At 71.7% G+C, this 25,378-nt stretch carries 16 protein-coding genes; 10 read left to right on the top strand and 6 right to left on the bottom strand.

Features of this window, described 5'->3' with window-relative positions; translation table 11 throughout:
* Window positions 1-101: 101 nt before the first annotated feature.
* From ACFQGL_RS14445 to ACFQGL_RS14475, 7 genes are read left to right on the top strand one after another with little or no spacing between them, the layout of a single operon-like run.
* Window positions 102-1,352, top strand: a complete 1,251-nt coding sequence (locus ACFQGL_RS14445) for an MFS transporter (RefSeq protein WP_377511385.1) — start codon at window positions 102-104, stop codon at window positions 1,350-1,352.
* Window positions 1,349-4,549, top strand: a complete 3,201-nt coding sequence (locus ACFQGL_RS14450) for a non-ribosomal peptide synthetase (protein WP_377511388.1) — start codon at window positions 1,349-1,351, stop codon at window positions 4,547-4,549. The genes ACFQGL_RS14445 and ACFQGL_RS14450 overlap by 4 nt, the downstream gene beginning before the upstream one ends.
* Window positions 4,542-6,836 (top strand): type I polyketide synthase, encoded by a 2,295-nt coding sequence (locus ACFQGL_RS14455; RefSeq protein ID WP_377511391.1) that lies wholly within the window; start codon window positions 4,542-4,544, stop codon window positions 6,834-6,836. Before ACFQGL_RS14450 ends, ACFQGL_RS14455 begins: the two co-directional genes overlap by 8 nt.
* On the top strand, window positions 6,836-7,117 hold the full coding sequence (locus ACFQGL_RS14460) for a phosphopantetheine-binding protein (RefSeq protein ID WP_377511394.1): 282 nt from the start codon (window positions 6,836-6,838) through the stop codon (window positions 7,115-7,117). Before ACFQGL_RS14455 ends, ACFQGL_RS14460 begins: the two co-directional genes overlap by 1 nt.
* On the top strand, window positions 7,114-10,500 hold the full coding sequence (locus ACFQGL_RS14465; RefSeq protein WP_377511397.1) for a non-ribosomal peptide synthetase: 3,387 nt from the start codon (window positions 7,114-7,116) through the stop codon (window positions 10,498-10,500). Before ACFQGL_RS14460 ends, ACFQGL_RS14465 begins: the two co-directional genes overlap by 4 nt.
* A complete protein-coding gene (locus tag ACFQGL_RS14470) occupies window positions 10,497-13,358 on the top strand; it encodes a type I polyketide synthase (RefSeq protein ID WP_377511400.1) in 2,862 nt (953 codons plus the stop codon). Before ACFQGL_RS14465 ends, ACFQGL_RS14470 begins: the two co-directional genes overlap by 4 nt.
* Complete coding sequence (locus ACFQGL_RS14475; protein WP_377511403.1) at window positions 13,355-14,968, top strand: amino acid adenylation domain-containing protein; 1,614 nt, start codon at window positions 13,355-13,357, stop codon at window positions 14,966-14,968. The genes ACFQGL_RS14470 and ACFQGL_RS14475 overlap by 4 nt, the downstream gene beginning before the upstream one ends.
* A 50-nt stretch (window positions 14,969-15,018) precedes the next feature.
* Here the strand turns inward: ACFQGL_RS14475 and ACFQGL_RS14480 are convergent, their stop codons facing one another.
* From ACFQGL_RS14480 to ACFQGL_RS14495, 4 genes are read right to left on the bottom strand one after another with little or no spacing between them, the layout of a single operon-like run.
* Window positions 15,019-15,870: a carbohydrate ABC transporter permease gene (locus ACFQGL_RS14480; RefSeq protein WP_377511406.1), complete on the bottom strand. Its 852-nt coding sequence runs from the start codon at window positions 15,868-15,870 to the stop codon at window positions 15,019-15,021.
* Entirely contained in the window at window positions 15,867-16,793 is a 927-nt protein-coding gene (locus ACFQGL_RS14485) for a carbohydrate ABC transporter permease (protein WP_377511409.1), read from the bottom strand. The genes ACFQGL_RS14480 and ACFQGL_RS14485 overlap by 4 nt, the downstream gene beginning before the upstream one ends.
* Window positions 16,794-16,798: 5 nt before the next feature.
* A complete protein-coding gene (locus ACFQGL_RS14490; protein WP_377511412.1) occupies window positions 16,799-18,109 on the bottom strand; it encodes an ABC transporter substrate-binding protein in 1,311 nt (436 codons plus the stop codon).
* 20 nt (window positions 18,110-18,129) lie between these two features.
* Window positions 18,130-20,901 (bottom strand): family 78 glycoside hydrolase catalytic domain, encoded by a 2,772-nt coding sequence (locus ACFQGL_RS14495; RefSeq protein ID WP_377511415.1) that lies wholly within the window; start codon window positions 20,899-20,901, stop codon window positions 18,130-18,132.
* Window positions 20,902-21,069: 168 nt separating this feature from the next.
* Between ACFQGL_RS14495 and ACFQGL_RS14500 the strand changes: the two genes are divergently transcribed.
* Window positions 21,070-22,041, top strand: coding sequence for a helix-turn-helix domain-containing protein (locus ACFQGL_RS14500; protein WP_377511418.1), 972 nt, complete (start codon window positions 21,070-21,072; stop codon window positions 22,039-22,041).
* A gap of 21 nt (window positions 22,042-22,062) precedes the next feature.
* Here ACFQGL_RS14500 and ACFQGL_RS14505 read toward each other — a convergent pair whose 3' ends face one another.
* Window positions 22,063-22,989: a 5'-3' exonuclease gene (locus ACFQGL_RS14505; RefSeq protein ID WP_377511421.1), complete on the bottom strand. Its 927-nt coding sequence runs from the start codon at window positions 22,987-22,989 to the stop codon at window positions 22,063-22,065.
* Here ACFQGL_RS14505 and ACFQGL_RS14510 point away from each other — a divergent pair.
* The gene (locus ACFQGL_RS14510) at window positions 22,983-23,126 is read left to right on the top strand and encodes a hypothetical protein (RefSeq protein ID WP_377511424.1); all 144 of its coding nucleotides are present in this window, start codon (window positions 22,983-22,985) and stop codon (window positions 23,124-23,126) included. The genes ACFQGL_RS14505 and ACFQGL_RS14510 overlap by 7 nt on opposite strands.
* Here the strand turns inward: ACFQGL_RS14510 and ACFQGL_RS14515 are convergent.
* Window positions 23,107-24,381 carry an MFS transporter gene (locus ACFQGL_RS14515; protein WP_377511426.1) on the bottom strand — a complete coding sequence of 425 codons (1,275 nt, stop codon included), beginning with the start codon at window positions 24,379-24,381 and terminating at the stop codon, window positions 23,107-23,109. The genes ACFQGL_RS14510 and ACFQGL_RS14515 overlap by 20 nt on opposite strands.
* Before the next feature lie 81 nt (window positions 24,382-24,462).
* Between ACFQGL_RS14515 and ACFQGL_RS14520 the strand changes: the two genes are divergently transcribed.
* Window positions 24,463-25,344: a winged helix-turn-helix transcriptional regulator gene (locus ACFQGL_RS14520; RefSeq protein WP_377511429.1), complete on the top strand. Its 882-nt coding sequence runs from the start codon at window positions 24,463-24,465 to the stop codon at window positions 25,342-25,344.
* Window positions 25,345-25,378 lie beyond the last annotated feature (34 nt).

The raw sequence follows: 25,378 nt of genomic DNA on the forward strand, positions 1-25,378 counted from the left end.
TTGACAGTCATCAGCATCAATCGTACGGCAGGCTGAGCTGAATTGGTCATGCCGGGAATTGTTGCTGGGCTCTGATCAATTCTCACGGAAGGTGGTTTCCCTTGCTGGATCTTCTCACGCGGCTGATGCCCGCCGACCCGCTGCGCCGGAGGTTGTTGGCGATCCGGCTCGCCGGTGCGACGGGGAAGGGGGTCTTTCTCAGCGGCAGCGTCGTCTACTTCACCCTGCACGTCGGGCTGTCCGCCGCCGAGGTGGGGATCGGCCTGTCCGCGGCGGGCTTCGCCGGCCTGATCTCCTCGGTCCTGTTCGGGATGATCGCCGACCGGGTACGGAAGCGGACGCTGCTGTTCGTGCTCTTCGCGGCGATCGCCGTCGGTTTCGGTCTCTACTCCGTGGTGGACTCCGCGACAGAGTTCTACGTCCTGGTGATGCTCATCGCGTTCCTCGACTACGGTCTGGGCCCGACCGAGAACGCCATGGTGGCGACGCTCATTCCGGACGGGGAGCGGGTCCGGCTGAACGCCATGATGCGGACGGTGTTCAACATCGGCTTCAGTGTCGGCATCGGGATCGCTGCGGTCGCCGCCCTCAGCGAACGGTTGCTGGTGCTGATCCCGGTGGGAGCGGCGGTGCTGCTGGGTCTCGCGGCCGCGCTGGTGACCCGCTTGCCGGTGGGCGCCCCCCGCAAGGCGGCCGACCGTCCCCGCCCCTTCGGCGCGGTGCGCGACCTGCGGTTCCTGGGTGTGGTGGGAGTGTCGGCGATCCTGGCCTCGCACATCACCCTGCTGATGGTCGTGCTGCCGCTGTGGACGCTCAACCGCACCTCCGTACCGCCGTTTCTCGTTCCGCTGATGCTGGTGGTCAACACGGCGTTCGTGATCCTGTTCCAGGTACGGGCGAGCCGAGGCGCGGAGACGGTCGCCGGGGCGGCACTGACGGGCCGACGTGCCGGATTGTGGATCGTGGCCGGTTGCGCGGCGGTGTCGGTCACCGCCCTGTCGGACAACGTGATCCTGGCCGTGGTGGCGATCGTCGGGACGGTGCTGGTCCTGTCGGTGGCGGAGGTGCTGCAGGCGGCCTCGGCGTGGGGCATGGCCTTCGGCCTGGCACCCAAGCACGCGGAGGGCGAATACTTCGGGGCCTTCGACCTGCATCACGCGGCGCAGAACATCGTCGGGCCGGTGATCCTGTCCGGCCTGGTCATCGCCCTGGGATTCTGGGGCTGGGCGGCGCTCGCAGTGGTGCTGCTCGCGGCGGCCTGGCTGGTCGTCCCGGCCGCCCGACGCAGCGCCGAGGCGCTCGCCGCGCCCGCGGAACCGCAGCCCGTCGCGGACGTGCGGGGGACGGCATGACTCGGACCGGTAGAGCCTCGTTCACGCAGGAGCGCTTCTATTTCCTCAACGAACTCCAGCCGGGAAACCCCGCGTACGTCGTGGCGTTCGCCCTGCGGATGGAGGGCTCTCTCGACCGGGAGGCACTGGCCCGGGCCCTGCGCGCGGTGGTCGCCAAGCATGATGCCCTGCGCACCTGCTTCGCCATCGTGGGCGGCGAGCTGACGCAACAGGTCTCCGACGCGGGAGAGCCGGCGATCACGATGGTCGACAGCGCGCCGGTGGATCAGAGCACCCAGGATCGCCAGCTGCGTGAGCTGGTGGCCGCCGAGGCCCGTCGCCCGTTCTCCCTGGAGGCCGGCCCGGTCCTGCGTGCCTGGATCACCTCCTGGGACGCCGACCAACACGCGCTGGTGGTGTTGGTGCACCACATCGCCTGCGACGGATGGTCGGTCGGCCTGCTGCTGGACGATCTCGCCGAGGAATACAACACCGGGGGCAGCAACGCGACCGGTCTGTCCTATCTGGAGTACGCCGAGGCCCAGCGGGCCATGTGGTCGCGGAACACGAAGAGGCTCGACCACTGGCGGCAGGCGCTGGCCGGAGCGCCACAGTTGGCCCTGCACACCGACCACCCCCGGCCGACCGTGCTGAGCTTCCGGGGCTCGGTGCTGCGTCGCCCGGTGGACCCCGAACTGATCCGTCGGCTCACCGAGTGGGCGAAGGCCCGGGGTGTGACCCTGTTCGCGGTCGCCCTCACCGCGTACGCCTGGGTGTTGTCGCGGCACGCGCGCCAGCCCGAGGTGGTGATCGGGATCCCGGCGGCGAACCGGTTGGACGAGGCCGAGGAACGACTGGTCGGATGCCTGGTCAACACGCTGCCGATCCGGGTCGACCTCTCCGGTCAGCCGAGCTTCACCGATCTGGTCAAGCGGACGTGGCGGACCGCGCTGACCGCGCTCGGTCATCAGGACGTGCCGTTCGAACAGATCGTGCAGGCCCTGGGTGAACAGCGGCAGCTCAGTCACGCGCCGCTGTTCCAGACCATGCTGACGGTGCAGAACTTCACCTTCAGCGTGCCGGACTTCGGTGGGCTCAAGGTGCACGAGGTGGACGTCGAGATCGACGCCGCGAAGTTCGACGTGGCGATGACGCTCGACGTCTCGACGCGATCGCCGTTCCTGCGGGCGGAGTTCAGCACCGAACTCTTCGAGGAGACGACCGTCGCGGGGATGCTGGCGCATTACCACGCGCTGCTCAAGTCGGTCGTGTCCGAGCCGGACGGTGAGCCGAGCATGGTCGATCCCGACGAACGCAGGTTGCTCACCGAGACGTGGAACCCGCCGATCCACACCGAGCCGGTCGACCACCCGTCCGTGCTGCGCTCGTTCTGCGCGCACGCCACCCGATCGCCGGACGCGGTCGCGGTCCGCCATCGTGGTCGCGAGCTCACCTACCAGGAGCTCGACCAGTGGTCGAACCGGATCGCCGCCGGACTCTCCGATGTCGGCGTGGGCGGCGGCGGGCGGGTCGGGCTGCTCCTGGGGCGCTCACCGGCCGTGCTCGCCGCGATCCTCGGTGTCTGGAAGGTCGGCGGGGTCTACGTGCCGCTCGACCCGGAGTATCCACGGCACCGCCTCGATCTGATCGTGGACAGCGCCGAGCCGGGCACGATGCTCGTGGAGTCCGACACCGTCGGCCTGGCGCGGCAGTTGGCCGGCCCGCGCGGCATCGCCCTGCTCGACGCGTACGAGGTCGACGGCGACCCCGCGGTGCCGACGACATACCCGGAGCAGGACGATCTCGCCTACCTCATCTACACGTCCGGCTCGACCGGGGTACCCAAGGGCGTGCAGGTCCGGCATCGGGGCCTGAACGCCCTGTGCGATCCGCGCCCGGCCGGCCTGGACGTCGACGAGACCGACCGGTGGTTGGGCGCCCACTCCTTCTCCTTCGACGTCTCCGTGTGGGAGATGTGGGGTGCCCTCACCTCGGGCGGCCGGCTGGTCATCGCCGACCAGGCCGACCTGGTCGATCCGCAGCGCCTCGCCCGGCTGATCCACGCCGAGGAGGTGACGGTCCTGAGCCTGACCCCCGGCGCCCTGTACCGGGTGCTGCCGCCGTTCTTCGACACACTCGACCGCGAGCGGTCCTCGGTGCGGTACGTGGTGCTGGCCGGGGAGGCGCTGAGCTGGTCCCGGGTGGCCGCGTTGGTCGACCCCGCGCGGATGCCGGCGGTGTTCGTGAACATGTACGGGATCACCGAGGGAACCATCCACGTCACGATCGTCCAGGTGCCGGCGGCCGAACTGACCGGGGTGCGGGAGGGCGACATCGGGGTGCCGCTGCCCTCGGCCCGGTGCTACGTGCTCGATGACCAGTTGCGGCCCACCGGGGTGCACGTGCCCGGCGAGCTCTACGTCAGCGGCGAACTGGTCGCGGCGGGGTACGTCGGCGCGCCCGAGCTGACCTCGGCGCGTTTCGGTCCGGACCCCTACGGCCCCGGCGTCCTCTACCGCACGGGCGACATCGTCAGCTGGGCCGGTGACGGGAAATTGATCTACCTGGGCCGGGAGGACGCGCAGGTGAAGGTGCGTGGCTTCCGGGTCGAGCTCGCCGAGATCGAGGCCGCCCTCCTCCGCCAGACCGACGTCCTGGCGTGCGTCGCCGTGGCGGAGTCCGACGAGTTGGTGGCGTTCGTGCGGTGTGGCCCGGCGGCGGGAGGCGAGCGGGACCTGCGGGCAGCGGTACGCGACGAGCTGCCCGGCTACATGGTGCCGTCCCGGATCCACGTCGTTGCGGAGATCCCGCTCAACGCCAACGGCAAGGTCGACACGCGTCGGCTGGTCGCCGAGAGCAGGTCGGCCGCGTCCGCGCCACGGACGGCGGTCGACACCCCCGTACGGGACTCCCTCTCGGCGCGGATCCGGACCATCTGGGCCGACGTCCTGCGCCGGCCCGACATCGAACCGACCGACAACTTCTTCGACGTGGGCGGGCACAGCTTCGCGCTGATCACCGTGCAGCAACGGATGGCGGAGATCGGGCTGGACATCTCGGTGACCGATCTCTTCCGGTTCGGCACGGTGGCGGACTGCGCCGCGTACTTCCGGCGGGCGGAGACCCCGCTCGTCGACGACCGGGCCGCGCAACGTAAGCGCGCCCGAGACGACCTCGCCCGACGTCGGCGAATCAGCAGAGGGGGAGAGCATGCCTGACGAGCAGGGGCAGGACCGGATCGCCATCGTCGGGATGGGAATCAGGCTTCCTGGCGCGGGGCGGGATCTGGACCGCTTCTGGCACAACGTCGAGAACGGCGTCGAGGCGATGACCTTCTTCGAGCGTGACCAGCTGCTCAGCTGGGGCGTTCCCGAGGAGGCCGTGGACCATCCGGACTTCGTCCCGGCCCGCTCGGTCCTGGACGACTACGACCGCTTCGACGGCCGGTTGTTCGGCTACTCGCCCCAGGACTCGGTCCTCATGGACCCGCAGCAGCGGGTCCTGCTGGAATGCGCGTGGGGCGCGCTGGAGCACGCCGGGTATGCACCGATCGCGCCGGACGGCAACCGGATCGCCGTGCACGTCGGCACGGGGCTGAACGTGTATCTGCTCGACATCCTGTGGCCCAACGCCCGTGCGGTGAAGTCCGCCGGAGGTCTGCAACTCCTCATCTCCAGTGACAAGGACTACGCCGCGACCCGCATCGCGTACAAGCTGAACCTGCAGGGGACGGCGTTCACCGTGCAGACGGCGTGCTCCACCTCGCTGGTCGCCGTACACCTCGCGGTGCAGAGCCTGCTGACCTACGAGGCGGACGTCGCCCTGGCCGGCGCGGCCACGGTCGCGCCACCGACCAGGCGCGGGCACCTGCACGAGCCGGGCGGCATCTTCTCGTCGGACGGCCGGTGCCGGACCTTCGACAGCTCGGCCCAGGGGACGGTGGCCGCCGACGGGGCGGGCGTCCTCGTGCTGAAACGTCTCGAGGACGCGGTACGCGACAACGACACCATCCACGCGGTGATCGCCGGGACCGCGGCCACCAACGACGGGGCCCGCAAGGCCGGTTACACCGCGCCGGGGCCGGAGGGGCAGGCGGCGGCCATCAGGTCCGCGCTCGCGGTCGCCGGCGTCGACCCGGACACCATCGGGCTGATCGAGGCGCACGGCACCGGAACCATCCTCGGCGATCCGATCGAGGTGTCCGCGCTGCGGTCGGTGTTCGGCACCGACCGGGGCGACACACCCCCGTGTGCGCTGGGCGCCCTCAAGTCGATCATGGGGCACCTCGACACCGCGGCCGGCGTGGTCGGTCTCATCAAGACGGTGCTCGCCCTGCGACACCGCACGATCCCGCCCGTGGCGCGCTTCACCGAGGCGAATCCCGCCCTGGAGCTGGAGAAGTCGGTGTTCTACGTGCCGACCACCGCGACCGAGTGGCCGGCCATCGACGGGGTGCGCCGCGCCGGGGTGAGCTCCTTCGGGATCGGCGGCACGAACGCGCACGTCGTGGTCGAGGAGGCGCCGCCGAAGGTACGGACCGGGCGGCGGCGCCGACCCATCAGTGAGCTGATCCTCGTCTCGGCCAAGACCGAGCAGGCGGCCACCGAGAGTCTGACGCGGGTGAACGACTTCATCGCCGAGACGCCGCCGGAGGACCTCGCCGACGTCGCTTTCACCCTGCGTACCGGCCGGGTCCAATTTCCCTGGCGAGGCTTCCTCATCCGGACCCCGGACGAGGACCTGAAACCACTGCGACCGGTACGCAGGGCGAGCGCCCAGGCCGCCGAGCGGGGTGTCGCCTACTTCTTCAGCAGCGGAGGGCGACTGCCGGGCAGCCCGCACACCTACAACGTCGATCCCCACTTCCGCAGGATCGTCGATCAGGGCTATGCCGAGGTCCGGGCCCGGGTCGACCATCCCGACCACGACACCCGCGAGCGGGCCGGCCGATTCGCCCTCGCGCTGGCCTGGATCGACACCCTGCGCCGTCGAGGCGTCCGCCCGGTGGCGATGGTCGGGCAGGGCGCCGGCGCCGTCGCCTCGGCCTGCGGGGCGGGAGTGCTGTCCTTCGCGGACGGGATCGACCTCGCGATGCGGCGGCCGCCGTCCGGTGTCCCGCTGGCCGCCCCCGAGGTGCCCCTCTACGGCCGCGACGGCACGCCGATCACCACCGGGCAGGCCACCGACCTCGACTACTGGGCGGCGAGGTTCGACGAGTCGCACGACCAGGAGTACGCCCCACCCGCGATCGATCCCGCCCCCGCCGCCTGGCTGGAGATCGGCACCCAGGTCCTTCCGCACCCGGACGTCGAGCCCCCGCCGATGTCCAACGGACTCGACAAGATGCTGGGCACCGTCGGCCTGCTGTGGGAGATGGGCATCGGTGACCCGTGGGACGAGCAACTGGATCTCGGTCGTGGCCGGTTACCCGTGCCGGGCTACCCGTTCACCCCCACTCGCCACTATCTCGACATCCCCACCGCAGCGAAGGAGAGGCATCTGTGATGAGCGATCACCCGGGCGAGTCATGGGTCGCCGAGTTCGAGCAGCTCTGGATCGAGGTGCTCGGCGTGGAGACGGTCCATGAGGACGACGACTTCTTCGACCTCGGCGGCCACTCCCTCAGCGCCCTGCGGCTGAGCACGTTGATCCGCCAGGAGCTCAACCTGGCCGTCGAGCTGAAGCACGTGCTGGAGAATTCCAGGTACGGCGACCTGCTGGCCATCGCGCGGCAGGCTCCGCCGGAGCGGGTGGGCGAGGCTGCTGCCGCGGGCGGGCACCGATGACCGTCAACCGACTCGTCGACTGGACGCCGCTGATCGCCGAGGTGCTCGGTCTCCCCGTCGAGGAGGCCGGCGCGCGCTGCGCGCAGGAGTCGTTCACCGCGCTGGGTGGGACGTCCCTGCAGGCGATCGCGCTGTCCGCGTACGGCCAGCGGGTGTTGGCCCTCGACGTCGACGTCGCGCGACTGCTCGCGGCGGTCCCGCTGGCGCAGGCCCTCTCCGGAGCGCCGGACTTCGTGCGCAGCGCGCCGGAGCCGGCCGATCCCGCCGCCGGCCCGGCGTCGCGGGACCTGCTGCCCGGCCAGAAGGCGATGCTCGCGGCGCATCTCGCAGGCCGCGACCAGTCGTACCACCTGATGTTCACGGTCCGGCCGCCGACCGCGCTCGGCGCCGACCAGACGGCGGCCGCGGTGCGGGCGCTCACGGCCCGGCACGAGTCGCTGCGCACCATGTTCAGCGAGGAACAGCAGACGGTACGACGGGTCGTGCTGCCGCCCTCGCATCCACCGCGGCTCCTGCACCAGTCCCTGCCGGTCGGCGTGGACGCGGTACGGGCGGTGCACGAGCTGTACGGCCACCGCGCGCCGGAGCTGCTGCGTCCCTTCGAGCAGCCACCCGTGGTGTTCGTCCGGACCTGCGTCGGCGAGGAAACCCTGGTGACGGTGCTCGTGCACCACGCGCTGGTCGACGGATGGAGCGTCGGCGTGCTGTGGCGCGAGTTCGCGCGGCTCTGCGGGGACGGGCCGGGCGGCCTGACCGCCGAGGGGCCGTCGCCGGACTGGATCGGCCATCGGCTCGCCGCCCGGGAAGCCTCCGGTGTGCTCGATGCGGCGCTGGCCCGCGTGACGGACCGCCTCGACGGCGCGCCGCTGGTGGCGACGTTGCCCACCGATCTGCGCCGGGCCGACGAGGCCGACGGGCGGGGTGCGCGCGTGGTGTTCGGGTTGCCGACCCCGGTCGCCGAGGGTGTGGACCGGCTCGCGCGGCGGTGCCGGACCACGGTGACGTCGGTGCTCTTGTCGGCCTGGGCCCTCGCCGTCGCCCGGCGGGTCGGGTCGGTCGACCTCGTGCTCGGCGTTGCGGCGGCGGGCCGCTTCGAAACGGGGATGGAGGACATCATCGGGTTGTGCACGCGGATCGTCCCGGTGCGTCTCCGGATCGAGGACGGCCGTCAGGTCGGCGAGTACGTCCACGCCACCGCGGGCGCGCTCGCCGAGGCGGTGGCCGACGCGGACCTCCCGTTCGCGCGGGTGGTGACGGGGCTCGCCGAGACGCTGGACGCGAGCCACAACCCGGTGGCGCAGATCGGTTTCGCCGCACACCACGAGCTGGTCCCCGACGAGTTCGACTCGGCCGACGGGGCATGGCAGGTGCACGAGGGGCACTGCCACGGTTCGGTCTTCGATGCCCTGCTGTTCGTCCAGTCCTGGTCCGCACAGCCCCGGCTTGCCATCGAGTACGCGACCTCGGCGCAGACCGCGTCGGACATCGGCGAGCTGGCCGAGTCCTTCCAGGCCGTCTTGGAGGAATTCGCGGATCACCCGGACGCCGACCTCGGTCAGGTCGCCGGGCTGTCCGACGGCCAGCGGCGGCACCTGCGCGCGGTCGGTCTCGGCGCGGAGTTCGACACCGGTGACGACCTCTGGAGCCGGTTCGTACGCCAGGCCGACCAGGAGCCGGACGCGGTGGCGGTGGTCGACACCACCGCCGGAGTGACGTTGACCTACCGCGAGCTGCGGGCTCACTCGGTGGCACAGGCCGAGGCGTTGCGCGGGTGCGGTGTGCGGGCGGGCGACCGGGTCATCCTGGAGATCGCGCGGTCGGCGGCGGAGGCGGTGGCCGTGCTGGGGATCCTGGGTGTGCCCGCGACCTACGTCGCGGTGGACCCCGCCTCCCCGGCGAGCTGGCGGACCCAGATCCGGGACGCGGTGGCGCCGGCGGCCCGGATCGGAGGGGCCCCGGACGACCCGGTCTTCGCGGGCGTCGCGCAGTGCCCGCCGATCGAGCTGGGCCGCGATCGTCATGACCAGGGCGCCGAACCGGCGCCCCGCGGTGCCGGCCCCGCCGAAGCGGCCTACATCTCCTTCACGTCCGGCACCACCGGCGTTCCCAAGGGGGTCGTCGTCGCACACCGGGCGGTGCTGCGCCTGGCCGACGACGAGAACCTGTTCGCCGATCGGGCCGGCCTGCGGATGCTCCGTCTCTCCCCGTTGGCCTTCGACGCGTCGACGCTGGAACTGCTGGTGCCGCTGGCGAACGGCACAACGGTCGTCGTGCACCCGCCGGGCGAACCGACCCCGAACGGTCTCGCCGACTTCCTGCGCTCCTCGGGTACGACCCACGCCTGGTTGACCGCCGGCCTGTTCCACCTCGTCGCCGACCACCGCCCGGAGGCGTTCAGCGGCCTCCGGCAGGTGTTCACCGGCGGCGGCGTGGTGTCACCCGCGCACGTGCGGCGAGTGCTTCAGCGCTGCCACGGGCTGCGGGTCACCAATGGGTACGGCCCCACCGAGAACACGACCTTCACCACGGTGTTCCACGCCGACGGGGCGTACGAGGTTCCCGACCCGATACCGATCGGCACCCCGGTACGCGGCACCGGGGTGTGGGTCGTGGACGAGGGCGATCGGCTGGTGCCGCCGGGCGCCGTCGGTGAGCTGCGTACCACCGGCTGGGGACTGGCCGACGGGTACCTGGGCGACGCGGAGCGGACCGCCCTGTCGTTCACCGCGCGCTGCGGCGAGCGGGAGTACCGCACCGGTGACCTGGTCCGCTGGGGGGCGGACGGGCGGCTGCGGTTCCTCGGTCGCGTCGACCGGCAGGTGAAGATCGCCGGGCACCGCGTCGAGCTGGTCGATGTCGAACGCCGGATCAGGGAGCGGGCCGGGGTGCTCGACGCCGTCGTGTTCCTGGCCGGGGACCGGCTGTGCGCGGCGGTCAAGGCGAAGGACGGTGTTCTGGCGGAGGTTCGGGCCGCGGTGGAGCCGGTGCTCGCGTCGTACGAGCGTCCGCAGCGCTGGCTCACCGTGGACGAATTCCCCCTGGACCGCAACGGGAAGGTCGACCTGCGCGCGTTGGGCTCGCTGGCCGCCCCACCGCCCCACCTGCGGGAGCACGAGCCACCGCGCGCCGCCGCACCGGCCACGGTCGATCTCGAGAAGCTGATCTCGGACGCCTGGGTCGAGGTGCTCGGGACGGACGACTTCGGGTTCGACGAGGGGTTCTTCGACGTCGGGGGCGACTCCCTCGCCGTCGCCCTGGTCCGCAGGCGCCTGCAGGAACACCTCGGTGGCCGGCCGATCGCGTTGACCGACCTGTACCGGTTCCCCACCGTGCAGGCTCTGGCCACGCACCTGCGCACGACGGTGGCGGTGATGTCGAGATGACACCGGAGATCGCGATCGTCGGAATGGCCGGCCGGTTCCCCGGGGCGGCCGACCTCGACGAGTACTGGTCCAACATCGTGGCCGGGCGGGTCACCGTCAGTCAGCTGTCCCGCGGTGAGCTGATCGCGGCCGGTGTGCCGGCCGGCGAGCTGGACGACCCGGCCTACGTACCGGTCCGTGGCGTGCTCGCCGACCCGGACCTCTTCGACGCCGCCTTCTTCGGGATCCCTCCCCGGGAGGCGGACATCATGGACCCGCAGCAGCGGCTGCTGCTCCAGACCGCCTGGGAGGCTCTGGAGGCCGGCGGCCTCGTCACGAACGGGCCGATGGGCCGCGTCGGCGTGTTCGCCGGGGCGGGCTTCAACTACTACCTGCAACAACAGGTGCTGGCCACCCCGGAGATCCTGCGCGAGCACGGACTGCTCTCGGTGGTGCTGGGCAACGAGAAGGACCACCTCGCCACCAGGATCGCCTACCGGCTCGGGTTGACCGGGCCGGCGATCACGGTCCAGACGGCGTGCTCGACGTCCCTGGTCGCCGTACACCTGGCCTGCCAGAGCCTGCGGGCCGGGGACTCGGACCTGGCCCTGGCGGGCGGCGCGTACGTCGGGTTCCCCCAGGAGTCCGGCTACCTCTACGAACCCAAGGGCATCATGTCGCCGGACGGGTTCTGCCGGCCGTTCGATACCACCGCCAACGGAACGGTGCCAGGCAGCGGGGTCGGCATGGTCGCGCTCAAGCGCCTCGACGACGCCCGCCGTGACGGCGACCTGATCCACGCGGTGATCTCGGGTTCGGCGATCAACAACGACGGCGCGGTGAAGGTGGGCTACACGGCGCCCGGTGTCGCCGGCCAGGTCGACGTGCTCGCCCGCGCGTACGGGGCGGCCGGCGTCGATCCCTCGACGATCGGCTACCTCGAAGCGCACGGGACGGCGACCGAGGTGGGTGACGCGATCGAGCTGGCCGCGCTGCGCGAGGTGTTCGGCGACGGCCAGGCGCACTGCTCACTCGGGTCCGCCAAGGCCAACATCGGGCACCTGTCGGCCGCCGCCGGCGTGGCCGGTCTGATCAAGGCGGTGCTCGCGCTGCGTACCCGGCAGATCCCACCGCTGGCCGGGCTCAAGCAGCCGAGGCAGGAGTTGCTCGACTCCTCGACGCCGTTCACCGTGGACAGCGTCGCCCGCGACTGGACCGCGACCCCCGGGCAGCCTCGCCGCGCGGCGGTGAGCTCGTTCGGGCTCGGTGGCACCAACGTGCACGTGGTCCTGGCCGAGGCCGCGCGGCCCGAGCCGGCGCGTACGGCCGCGGGGCCGGAGGTCGTGGTGGTCTCGGCGCGTACCGCCGAGGGTTTGCGGGCCGCGGCCGACCGTCTCGCCGCGCACCTGCGGGACCGACCCGACCTCCGGCTGTCGGACGTCGCGACGACCACGCGGGAACACCGCCGCCACTTCACCCACCGCCTCGCCGTGGCGGCTCAGGACGCGGACGGCGTGGCACGGGCCCTCGCGGTCACCCCCGGTCGTACGGCGCTGCGCCGGCCGGCCCTGGTGTTCCTCCTTCCCGGCCAGGGCGCGGAGGCTCCCGGGATGGCCGCGTGGCCCTACCGGCGGTACCCGTCCTTCGCGGCCGACATCGACGAGGGCTCTGCCATCGTGCGGGACCTGCTCGGCGTCGATCTGCGGGAGCTGCTGATCGGCGCTGACCCGCAGGGGCTCGTCCACCGGACCGACCTCACCCAGCCGGCCCTGGTGCTGCACGAGTACGCCCTCGGTCGGCTGCTGCTGTCCTGGGGGGTTCGGCCGGCCGCCCTGATCGGCCACTCGGTCGGGGAGTTCGCCGCGGCCTGCCTCGCCGAGGAGTTCGACCTTGCGACGATGCTGCGGCTGGTGGTGGAGCGGGGGGCACGGATGCAGGAGGCTCCGGAGGGCGCCATGGTCGCCGTACTCGCCGCAGAGCCCGTGGTACGCCGCCACCTCGCCGACCTCGACGGCCTCGACATCGCCGCGGTGAACGCGCCCGAGGTGATCGTGGCCTCCGGGCCGGTCGAGTCGGTGACCCGGCTGCGGGAACGGCTGGACGGGTCCGGTGTCCTGCATCGGGTGCTGCCGGCGCAGCGCGCCTTCCACTCACGGATGATGGACGCGGCGGCCGAGCGACTCGACGCGATGGCCGCGACCATCGAGCCGCGCGCGGCCACGCTCGACGTGTTCAGCAGTGTCAGCGGCCGGTTGCTGCCCCGGGGCGCACGACGTCCACCCGGCTACTGGGCCGACCAACTGCGCAGCCCGGTCCGCTTCCAGGCCGCCGTGGAGTCCGCGATGAGTCGTCCACACGTGGTCTTCGTCGAGGTCGGGCCGGGCACGGGGCTGATCGGCAGCGTCCGACAGATCCCACCGGCGCGGCAGGCGGCCATGGTGGCGTTGCAGCCCCGGCGCGGTGACCTGCTCGGCGGCGTCGGCGCGCTCTGGGCAACCGGGGTCGAGGTGGACTGGGTCGGTGTGCGGGCCGGTACCGAGGCGGTCCGGGTGCCGCTGCCGACCTACCCCTTCGCGCCCGAACGGCACTGGCTGGACGCTCCGGCACAGGCCGACCCGGTACGCGAGCCGGACGGACCGGTCGACCCGGAGCACGGTCAGGACGACGTACTCCGGCAGGTCATCGACATCTGGCGGTCCCTGCTCGGGGTGGACACGGTCGACGCCGACTCCGACTTCTTCATGCTCGGCGGTCAGTCGCTGCTGTTCATCCGCATGCTCTCCCAGGTGCAGCGCCGGTTCGGTGTCTCGGTGGCGATGGCCGAACTCGCCGAGGCGCCGACCCCGGCGGCCATCGCGGCGCAGGTGGTGGACCAGTGAGCCAACGGATCAGCCGACGTGACCGTGAGACGCTGCTCGGCTTCAACCCCGACCCGACGCCGCAGCGACCCGTACCGGTGCACGAACTCATCTGTCACCAGGCGCTGCGCACGCCGGATGCCATCGCCGTGCGCAGTGGCGGGACGGTGCTGACCTATCGGGAGCTGTTGGACGCCGCGGCGTTGGTCGCCGGACGACTCGCGGCGGACGGCGTCGGGCCGGGTGCGGTGGTGGGGCTGTGCGCGCCGCGCGGGGCGAAGCTGGTGGTCGCGGTGCTGGGGGTGCTCCTGTCCGGAGCGGCGTACCTGCCGGTCGACCCACAGCACCCGGCGCACCGGCAACGCGCGATGCTGGAGTCGGCGCACGCCGCCCTGCTCCTGGTCGACGGCGCCGAGTCACCACCGGATGGGCATCCGACGCCGGTTCGCTCCCTCGCCGGCGCGTCGATCGGCGGCACCGGGGCCCCGCCGGCGGCGCCGGTCGACTGGCGTCGGTACGTGGCCGGGTCGGACGTGCGGGACGGGTTGTGTTGTGTCATCTTCACCTCCGGCTCGACCGGGGAGCCCAAGGGTGTCGAGGTGACCCACGCGGGTCTGGCCAACCGGTTGGTCGGGATGCTCGACGTGCACCGGGTCGGCCCCGGCGACGTGCTGCTGCACAAGACGCCGTACACCTTCGACGTGTCGATGTGGGAGCTGCTGCTGGCTTTCCTGGCGGGCGGCAGCCTGGTCGTCGCGCCGCCGCAGGCGCACCGCGACCCGCAGGCGCTGGTGGAGCTGATCGTCCGCCACGGTGTGACCATGGTGCACTTCGTGCCGTCCATGCTCGCGTTGTTCGTGACCGAGCCGGACGTCGGACGGTGCGCATCACTGCGGGTGGTTCTCTGCGGCGGTGAGGCGTTGCCACCGAAACTGGTGAACACGTTGACCGCCGTCCTGCCGCAGGCGTCGGTCTACAACATGTACGGTCCGGCCGAGGCGACCATCGACGTCACCGCCTGGGAGTGCCGCCGTCCGGAGCTGGGGGACACGGTCCCGATCGGGCGTCCGCTGTCGAACGTGTCCGCCTACGTCGTCGACGAGCAGGGCGAGTTGGTCGCTCCGGGCGTCGCGGGCGAGCTGCTGCTCGGTGGAGCATGCCTGGCCAGGGGGTACGCCGGGCGTCCCGAGTTCACCGCGGAGCGCTTCGTCCAGACCGAGGTGGCGGGCCACCGGGAGCGGGTCTACCGCACCGGTGACCTGGTCCGTTGGTCGGCCGAGGGATACCTGGACTATCTGGGTCGGATCGACACCCAGGTGAAAATCCGAGGTCAGCGCGTGGAGCTGGGTGAGATCGAGTCGACGCTGCGGCGGCATCCCCTGGTCGACAACGCCGTCGTCGTGCTGCGCGACGCGCGGTCCCTGGTGGCGTACGTGGTCCTGGCGGCCGGCCCCCGGCAGGAGGTCGACGAGTCGGCGTTGCGCGCGTACCTCGCCGAGCGGCTGCCCGAGCACATGGTGCCGTCGCGGATCGTCGGATTGGCGCAGATCCCCACCACGCGGCACGGCAAGGTCGACCGAGCGGCCCTGCCACCGCCGCCGAGGAGGCGCGCGGCCCCGGTCGGACGGTGAGCCCGGGCCCTGTTCCCGCGGGCGCCTCGGATGTCGGGGCGCCCGCGGGGTCAGCCCTTCACGGCGCCCGAGGTCATGCCCGCCACGATCTGGCGGTTGAAGAACAGGAACATGATCAGCGGCGGGACGGTGATCAGCAGGATGTTCATGAACAGCAGGTTGTACTGCGTGCTGAACTGACTGGAGAAGTTGAACAGTGTGAGCTGCACGGTCGCGTTCTGGTCGCCGGGCAGGAAGTACAGCGGGTACGTGAAGTCGTTGAACACGAAGACCGACTGGACCACGACGGCGGTCACCACGACCGGCTTGAGCAGCGGGAAGATCACCCGGAAGAACAACCGCAGCGGGCCGGCGCCGTCGATGACCGCCGCCTCGTCGAGTTCACGCGGAATCGTCGCGATGAACGCCCGGAACAGCAGCACGCAGAACGACAGGCCGAAGGCGATCTCGACGAGGATGAGCCCCGGCATGGTGCGGAACAGACCGAGCTTCTGCAGCACCCAGATCGTCGGCACCACGGCGGGCGGGATGATCAGCCCGGAGAGCACCAGCATGGTGACGAGGCCGTTCCACCGGCTGCGTCGGCGTTGCAGGACGAAGGCCACCATGGCGGCGAGGATGACCATCCCGGCCACGCTGCACACCGTGAGGATGGTGCTGTTGATGAACGCGATGATCAGCATGTAGTCGCGGGCCTCGACCACGTCGACGAAGTTCTGCACGCCCTGGAAGTGGCGCGGCCAGGAGAAGTCCAGCAGCGAGGACTGCTGCTGGTCCTTGACGGCGGTCAACAGGACGAACGCGAACGGTACGACGAAGACGACCGTGGAGAACAGGATCGCGAGCACGCTCAGGGTGAGGTTGCGCCGGGGCCGGCGCCGGACGGCGTGTGCGGCGCTCACAGCTCGACCTCCTTACGGTTCAGAAAGCGCGACAGTGGCACCACGATCGCGGTCACCACGAGGAACAGCACCACGTTGCCGGCGGTCGACAGGCCGTAGAACCCGGCCTGGTACTGCTTGTAGATGACCGAGGCGATGACGTCGGTGGTGAAGCCCGGCCCTCCGCGGGTCATCGCCCAGATCAGGTCGAACGAGCGCAGCCCGCCGATCAGCGACAGCAGGATCACGGTCGCCGTCGCCGGCCGGGCCAGCGGGAGCACGATCCGCCGGAAGGTGTCCCAGGAGCTCGCACCATCGACCTTGGCGGCCTCGAAGTACTCCTGCGGGATGGAGACGATGCCGGCGATGAAGATCAGGGTGGCCAGGCCGACGCCCTTCCAGACGTCGACCAGGGCGACCGACAGCAGTGCGTACCGGGGGTCGGTCAACCAGCCCGGCCCGTCCACGCCGAGCACGCTCAACGCCTGGTTGATGAGGCCCCGCTCGGGGTTCATCAGCACGGTGAAGGTCAGGCCGACGCCGATGGTGCTGACCAGCACCGGGAAGAAGACCACCGAGCGCAGGTAGCCGCGGGCGACGATCTGCGAGGTCAGCAGCACCGCCAGCAGCAGCCCGAGGACGACCTTGAGCCCCGAGGTGACCACCGCGTAGATGAGCGTGTGGGTCAGGCCCGAGATCAGCGCCGGCTCGCGGAAGAACGTGACGTAGTTGTCCAGCCCGATGAACCGTGAGTCGAAGATGCTCCAGCGGGTGAGGCTGAAGTAGAACGACGTGAGGGTCGGGATGGCGAAGAGCACGCCGTAGATCAGGGCGGCCGGCAGGTAGAACCAGTTCGAGTAGGGGCTGTGGGCCCGGCGCCCGGCGGCGGTCGCCGCCGGGGCCGTGCTCCGTCGGGCGGGGGCGTGGACCGAGGTCGTGGCCACGGTGCCTACCAGCCCTCGAGTCCGAGCTGCTGGGCCTGCTTCTTGACGTCCTCGTCGTAGAGGGCGGCGGCGGGGCCGGCCTTGCGGATGCCGGAGCCGACCTCGACGCAGATCTGCTCCAGTGCCGGGCCCTTGACCGGGGAGAGGAACTCGAGCGCCAGGCTGGACTGGCCGCCGTCGATGTAGGTCTGCATGTCCTTGACCGCCTGCGGCACGCTGGCCGGCAGGGTGCAGCCCTTGACCGCGTACGGGCCGGTGGGGGTGGAGGCGGTGGTCTGCGAGGCGCAGCCGTCCGGGCTGGCGACGTACGCCACGAACTTCTTGGCCGCGTCCAGCTTGGCGCCGGTGGTGGTGGTCGGGATGTAGACGCCGGCCGGCGACCACACGGTCAGGCCGTTCTTGCTGGCGTCGGTGCCCGGGATGGCGAACATGCCGATGTCGTTCTCCTTGCCCGGGTTGTCGGCGAGCAGTTGGGCGAGGGTCGACGACAGGGTCGGGTAGTGCGCGCCGGTGCCCTGGGCGAGCTGGCGCAGGCCGTCGGTCAGCTTCGCCGAGGCGAAGTCCTTGTTCAGGTAGCCGGCGTCGTGGATCGCCTGGAGGTGCTCGAAGCCCTGCCGGGCGGCCGCCGAGGTGGCGTACTTGGCCTGGTTCTTCGTGTATTTGGCGGCGAAGTCCGGCTCGGTTGCCGAGACGTTGTGGAAGTCGGCGAGGATGAGCAGCTGCGAGGTCCAGGTCTCCTGGTAGGTCTGGATCACCGGGTCGGTCCCGGCAGCCCTGATCCGGGCGTTGTTCGCCATGAACTCGCTCCAGGTCTTCGGCACCTGGAGGCTGAGCTTGCTGTAGACGGGCCGGCTGTAGAGCACGCCGCCGCCCATGAAGCCGCCCCACGGCGCTCCGTAGACCTTGTCGGCGGAGGTCACCGTCGTCACGAAGTTCTGGTCCAGCTGGCCGATGTAGGGCTGGTCGCTGAGTGGGACCAGGTTCTTCTGCGGCGCGATCGCCTGGAACAGCGAGCCGGTGTTGTACATGAACACGTCGGTCATGTCGCCGGTGGAGAGCCGCGTCTTGACGATGTTGTCGCCGTCGGTGCCGGCCGGACGGGTCTCCACCTTGACGGTGATGTCCGGGTTCTTGGCGGTGAAGTCCTTGGCCAGTTGCTCGCCGGTCTTGACCGTCTGCGGGGTGTTGTCGACCAGGAACGACAGGGCCACCTTGCCGCCGGAGTCGTCACTGGAGCCCAGGCTGCCGGCACTGCAACCAGCGAGCAGGAGCGCGGCGGTGGCCAGGACGGCCGGTGCTATCGCTAGTTTTCGCATCGAGGAACTCCTTGTCGGGATCATCGGAGGGAGGGCAGTTGGGCGCGCAGGGCTTCGGCGCCCGGGATGAAACCGCCGGCGGTGACGGCGTCCACGAGGTCGCTCGCCGGCGCGTCGAGGTAGCGCTCAAGGCGGGCGGCGATCGCGGCCTCGTCGGCCGCGACGCCCGCGCTGCGGCCGGCGGCCACGATCAGGTCCCAGGTGCTCTGGTGGTCCATCACCTGCCGGATGGTCGGCTCCGCGGGCAGCGGGGCTTCCTGGGCGTACGCGTCGTCCACCGTCCACTCGTGCCGCCCGTGGCGTACCTCGACGGGTTCGCCGTCGCCCGGCACGTGCACGACCGCCGTCGCGCCGACCGGCACCCGGACCTCCAGGCGCAGCCTGCCGTCCGCGCGTTCCCAGGCCACCGCGGCCTCGCCGTACGGGGTGAGGTGCCGCGCCGCGGCGCGGGTCAACCGGGCGTTCGGCAGCGGTCGGACCTCGATGCGCCGGTAGGCCGGTGCGGCCGGGGCCAGTCCGGCGACCCGCCGGTGCAGCCAGTCGGCGACCGCGCCGAGGGCGTAGTGGTTGAACGAGGTCATCTCGCCGGGGTTGATCGTCCCGTCTGGCAGCATGCTGTCCCAGCGCTCCCAGACCGTGGTGGCGCCCATGGTCACCGGGTAGAGCCAGGACGGGCAGCCGGTCTGCAACAGCAGCCGGTACGCCAGCTCGGGCTCGCCGGCGTCGGTGAGCGCGTCGGTCATCAGCGGCGTACCGACGAAGCCGGTGCTGATCCGAAAGCCCGCGATGCGGACCAGGTCGGCCAGTCGACGACCGGCCCGCCGCCGCTGCCGCTCGTCGGGCAGCAGCGCCCACTGCAGGGCCAGGGCGTACGTGGTGGGGGCGTCGCCGAGCACCCGTCCGCCCGGGGTCGTGTACTCGCGGGCGAACGCCGCGCGGACGCGTTCGGCCAGGTCGGCGTACTCGCGGGCGCGTTCGTCGTCGCCGACCACCTCGGCGGCCCGGGCGACGATCTCCGCCGAGCGGGCCAGGTGGGCGGTCGCGATGACGTCCGGGTCGGCCTTGGCCCGGAACGGGTCCTCGGGTGGCGCGGTCGGGTCGAGCCAGTCGCCGAACTGGAAGCCACCCGCCCAGAGCAGGTCGTCGCCGGCCAGGGCGGCCATCCGGTCCACCCAGGCCCGCATGCTCGGCAGTTGGCGGTGCAGCAGCCCGCGGTCGCCGAAGCGCTGGTAGAGCACCCACGGGACGATGGTGGCGGCGTCGCCCCAGGCTGCGGTCGCCGGCCCCGGCTGGCGAAGTACGTCCGGGATGACGTACGGCACCGAGCCGTCCTTCTGCTGTTCGGCGGCGAGGTCGGCGAGCCAGCCGGTGAGCAGGCCGGCGCTGTCGAACAGGAAGCTCGCGGTCGGCGAGAAGACCTGGATGTCGCCGGTCCAGCCGAGTCGTTCGTCGCGCTGCGGGCAGTCGGTCGGCACGTCGACGAAGTTGCCCCGCATGCCCCACACGACGTTCTCGTGGAACCGGTCGAGCAGCGGGTGCGATGACTCGAACCAACCGGTCCGGCGCAGGTCCGAGCCGATCACCACGGCCTCGAGATCCTCGGCCCGCAGATCCGGTACGCCGGTGACCTCGGCGTACCGGAAGCCGTGGAAGGTCAGCTCCGACTCCAGCGTCACCTCCTCCGGTCCGGCCAGCACATACGCGTCGGTGGCCCTGGCCGTGCGCAGTGGGCGTACGCCCAGCTCGCCGTCCTCGAGCACCTCCGCGTGACGGACCACCACCTCGTCGCCGGCGGCGGCGCCCCGCACCCGCAGCCGGACCCGGCCGACCACGTTCTGTCCGAAGTCCACCAGGGTCCGGCCCGCTGGCGAGGTCGTCACGGCCACGGCGGGCAGGACGTCGGTCACCCGCACCGGCGGGCCGTCCGGCGCGACCAGCAGGCCCAGGTCGGCGTCGAGCACGTCGACCGGGCACCGTGCGCCGGAGGAGCGGCGCAGGTCGGTGCGCTGTCCGTCGTAGAGGTCGTCGGCGACGATCTCGCTCTCCCGGGCGGTCCAGGAGCCGTCGGTGGCCAGCACGCGGGTCGTCCCGTCGGCGGTCGTCACCTCGAGCTGGGCGAGCGCCGCCAACCGGTCGCCGTAGACCGCGTGCTGCCCCTGGAAACCGAGCCGTCCGCGGTGCCAGCCGTTGCCGAGCAGGATGTCGAGCCGGTTCTCGCCGGCCACCAGCAGGTCGGTCACGTCGTGCGTCTGGTAGCGCAGCCGGTGCCGGTACGCCGTCCAACCGGGTGCGAGGTGCTCGGTGCCGACCCGCCGGCCGTTGAGGTGGGCGACGTAGATCCCGTGCGCGGTGGTGTAGAGGCGGGCGCGGACCGCGCCGGCCGGCAGGTCGATCGTGCCGCCGAGCAGCGGCGCCGGGTCGCCGTACCCGCCGATCTCGCGTGGGCTGACGAAGCGGGCCGTCCAGTCGTCGGGGGACAGCAACCCCGCCTCGACCACCACCGCGTCGCTCCACGGGCTCCAGTCGTCGCCGCCGCGTACCCGGACCCGCACGGTGCGGCGCTGCCGGGACAGCAGTGGGGCCACCGGCCAGGGCACCAGGATCTGTTCGGCGGACTCGACCGTGACCGCCTCGCCGTCGATCTCGACCTGGTACGCGGACTGTTCGAAGCCCGGGTCGGCGTCGGGCACCTGCCAGGACAGGCGCGGAGCGGGGACGCCGATGCCGAAGGCGGGGCCGTGCTCGAAGCGGAGGCCGGTGGGTGCGGCGGCGCGGGGCATGACACTCCTCATCGTGAAACGATTCAAAAGCCGGCGTGAACGGGGGGTGGGACGTTTGTTTCGAAGTCATGGCCAGAAGGTTTCGCCTGTCCCACCGATCCTGCGGCCGGGGCAGGTCAGGCCATAGCCCGAAGTGCACTCGTGGTAGCACGAAACTCACCACAGCCCTAGGGTGAGCCGATGCTCGAATTGCCGGTCGAGAACACCCGGGAGCTGGTCCACTTCGCCGACGGCGTGGTCGCCTTCGCGGGCCACTACCTGCACGAGGGCGTGCACCTGACGCACACGCACAGCTTCGTCGAGGTCGCGGTGATGTGCGGTGGCACCGGGGTGCACCACAGCCTCGCCGGTCGGCAGCAGCTGGCCGTGGGCGACGTCCTGCTGCTACGGCCGGGGGTGTGGCACGGCTACGAGGACTGCCGGCGCCTGGACATGTACAACTGCTGCTTCGCCACCGAGTTGCTCCAGAACGAGCTGGGCTGGACGCGCCAGGATCCGCTGCTGGGTTACCTGCTCTGGGCCGGCCCGTACGCCCAGCAGCGGCGCGGCATCCTGACCGCGCACCTCGGCGCGGAGGCGCTGGCCGAGTGCACCAGCCACCTCGACGAGTTGGAGGCACTGCGCAACCGGCCGGTCAGCACCCACCACGGCGACATCGTCGGCCGGCTGGCCCTGTTCCTCAGCAGCCTGGCCCGGGCCGTCGCCCAGGACACCACCCCGGGTCAGGGCCAGACGCACGCCGCCGTGCTGGACGCGATGCGGATGATGGAGGCTCGCCCGGAACACCAGTGGACCCTCACCGAGCTGGCCGCCGCCCTGCACCTCGCACCCGGCTACCTGATCCGGCTGTTCAAGAACGCGACCGGGCTGCCACCGATGGCCTACCTGTCCCGGCACCGCGTCGAGGTCGCCGCGACCCGGCTGCTGCACACCGACGACCCGATCCACCGCATCGGTGAGTCGGTGGGCTGGCCGGACCAGAACTACTTCGCCCGGCGGTTCAAGGCCCACTACGGACTGAGCGCGTCGGCGTACCGATCCCAGTTCCGGCACCGGTCGCTGCGCATCCGCAAGGCCGGCCTCGGCCGGACCGGCTCGCCGATCGAATACCTGCCCGGGCGCGGGGCCCCCGCCAAGCCAACCGAACGCTAGCGGGGCGCGGCCGAGGGATGCTCAGGCGTCGGCGCGGGCGGCGAGCGCGTCCACCAGGCGGCGGGCCGAGCCGGCCAGGTTCCACGTCCCGGCGAGTTCGAGCAGCCGGTCCGGGTCGACCGGGGCGGTCGGCAGCGCCGTGGGCAGCTCCGGCAGCGGTACGTCCAGGGCGACCCGGACGACCGTCGGCGCGACGGCCAGGTAGTCGCGGGCGCCCGCCAGCTTGGCCCGCAGCCCCGGCGCGAAGGACGAGTCCGAGTCGTCCAGCGCGGCCAGGATGCCGGCGATGCTGCCGTAACGCTCGATGAGCCGGGCGGCCGTCTTCTCGCCGACCCCGGGCACTCCCGGCAGGCCGTCGCTGGGGTCGCCGCGCAGCGCGGCGAAGTCGGCGTACCGGTCGGCCGGCACGCCGTAGCGGGCCCGTACCGCGGCGTCGTCGCAGTCGTCGAGCTTGGAGACGCCACGCCCGACATAGAGCAGCCGGACGGGTCGGGCGTCGTCGATGAGCTGGAACAGGTCGCGGTCGCCGGAGACCACCTCGACCGGGCCGGGCTGGGTCACCGACAGAGTGCCGAGCACGTCGTCGGCCTCGTAGCCGGTCGCGCCGACGACGGTGATGCCGACCGCGGCCAGCACCTCCAGGAGCATGGGCACCTGCGGGGAGAGCGTGTCCGGAACGACCTCGCCACCCTGCGGGGCCACCCGGTGCGCCTTGTACGACGGCAGCAGCTCGACCCGCCACGCCGGGCGCCAGTCGTAGTCCATCGCGCAGATCATCCGGTCCGCGCCGCGCCCGCGGATCAGGGTGGCGATCATGTCGAGGAAGCCGCGTACCGCGTTGACCGGGGTGCCGTCCTCGGCACGGGCGGCGGACTCCGGAATGCCGAAGTAGGCCCGGAAGTAGAGGCTGGGTGCGTCGATCAGCAGGATCGGGGATCGGTGTGCCACGCCCGACAGCCTGGCACAGCCCTCCGACGATCAGTGGTACGCCCGGCCGGCGCGACGTACGCAGCGGCCTGGCCCTCGTCGGCCGGGTGGCCGACAGCGTCTGGTCCGGTGGCGCGGTCACCGACCGCCGACGGTGACCGGTGGCGCGGCCGACCGCGTCGGCTCGTCCCGGTCGTGGTCGGTGAGGTCGTGCAGGTGCCGGACGGGGGAGAGGAGCAGCACCAGCGGGGCGCTCACCAGGGTCGCCGCGAAGACGAACAGGGTGGCGCGGGCACCGAGCGGGCCGCCCAGCGTGCCGGCGACCAGCCCGCCGACCGGGATGGCGCCCCAGGAGACGAAGCGGACGGTCGCCATCACCCGGGACAGCAGGTCGGGCGGGCTGGCGATCTGCCGGTAGGTGCGGGTGGTCACGCTGAGCACGACCGTGCCGAGGGAGAAGACGATGCTGCCGGTGGCGAATGCGGCGTACGCCAACCAGCCGGTGCCCCACGGGATCAGGAACGCTCCGGCGACCGTGGTGAACCCGGCGGCGACCAGCGCGCGGGCGGTGCCGATCCGGGCGGTGATCCGGTTGGTGAGCGCCGCGCCGACCAACGCGCCGACGCCCTCGACGGCGAGCAGCATTCCGACCAGTCCGGCCGGAGCGTGCAGGTCGCGGACCAGGTAGAGCGGGTGCAGCGCGAACTGTGCGCCGCAGACGAAGTTCATCGCCGTCGCGGCCCACATGCTCGGTCCCATCACCGGGTGGCGTGTCACGAAGCGCCAGCCCTCGCGGATCAGGTCACCGATCGGGGGCCAGCGGTCCGGCGTGTCGACGCGGCTCGCGGGGAGCGTACGCAGCAGCGCCGCCGACACGAGGTAGCTGGCCGAGTCCACGAGCAGGGTGGGCACCGCGCCGAGTGCCTGCACGGCGAGGCCGCCGAGGGACGGGCCGCTGAGCAGGGTGGCGGCGTGGGTGGCCGAGGTGAGGCTGTTGCGCGACTGCAACTGCTCGCGTTCGACGATGCTGGGCAGGAAGGTCGAGTTGGCCACGTCGAACAGCACGTTGGCGAAGCTGACCACGAGCGCCGCGATGACCAGGTGGGTGACCGTGAGGTGGCCCCACCACCAGGCCAGCGGGATGGACGCCACGGCGAGGGCACGGGCCAGGTCGGCGCCCACCTGGGTGCCGCGCAGCGGCAGGCGCTGCACGATGACGCCGGCGGGCAGGCCGATCACGATCCACGCGACGTAGCTGGCCGCGGCGATCAGACCCATCTGGAAGGCCGTGGCGTCGAGCACGGTGAGCGCGGTGAGTGGCAGGGCCACCGCGCCGACCGCCGACCCGACCATGCTGGTCGTGCCGGCGGTCCACCACCGCCAGAACACCCCGGCCCGCTCACCGACGTTCATGTCGCCTGCCCCCGTTCGCCGTGCCAGTGCGTTCCAAACTGGAACGGACTATAGTCGTGCGGGGAAGGACGGAGGAAGCGGGTGCGGCGAGAGGATCTTGCCGATGCGGACTGCGGCATAGCGCAGGCGCTCGGCGTACTGGGGGACTGGTGGACGTTCCTCATCGTGCGTGACGTCGCTGGCGGGACGACCCGCTTCGACGCGTTGCAGCGCGAGCTGGGTGTCAGCCGGCGGGCGCTGACCGAACGCCTCGCCGCGCTGGTCGAGCACGGTGTGCTGGAGCGTCGGGCGTACTCCCAGCGCCCACCGCGCTTCGACTACCTGCTCACGGCCAAGGGTGCGGGGCTGCTGCCGGTGCTGATCGCACTACAGGACTGGGGAACGAGGCATCTGATGAGTGACGGTGAGCTGACCGCGACCGCCGACGCCGACTCTGCCGAGGCGCGCCGGGTGCACGAGCTGGTCGGGCGGCGGCTGCCCGAGATCGTCCTGCCCGGCCCCGACGGTCAGCCGGTCGCGGTGGCCGCGACGGACGCGTGGAGCGTCCTCTACCTCTTCCCCGGGGCGTACGCGCCGCAGGCAAACGCCTACCCGCCGGGCTGGGCGGAGATCCCCGGTGCCCGGGGTTGCACCCTGGAATCGACCACCTACGCCACCCGATACCCGGACTTCCGAGCGGCCGGTGTAAGGGTCTACGGGATCAGCACCCAGCGGCCGGACCAGCTCGCCGACTTCTCCGCGTACGCGGAGCTGCCCTTCCCGCTGCTGTCCGACCAGGACGGCCGGCTCGGCGCGGGGCTGCTGCTGCCGGTCTTCCGGGCCGGTGGGATGACCCGGTTCAAGCGGCTGACCCTGCTCATCGACCCGACGGCGGTGATCCGAGCCGTGCAGTTCCCGGTCACCGATCCGGCCGGTTCGGTGACCGAGATGCTCGACCTGGTCCGCGAGCGCCAGTCGGTCTGAACGGCCGACGCGCGGAGGGGCCGCTCCCGGGGCC

The sequence above is a fragment of the Micromonospora vulcania genome (assembly GCF_042658605.1).
Lineage (GTDB): Bacteria > Actinomycetota > Actinomycetes > Mycobacteriales > Micromonosporaceae > Micromonospora > Micromonospora vulcania.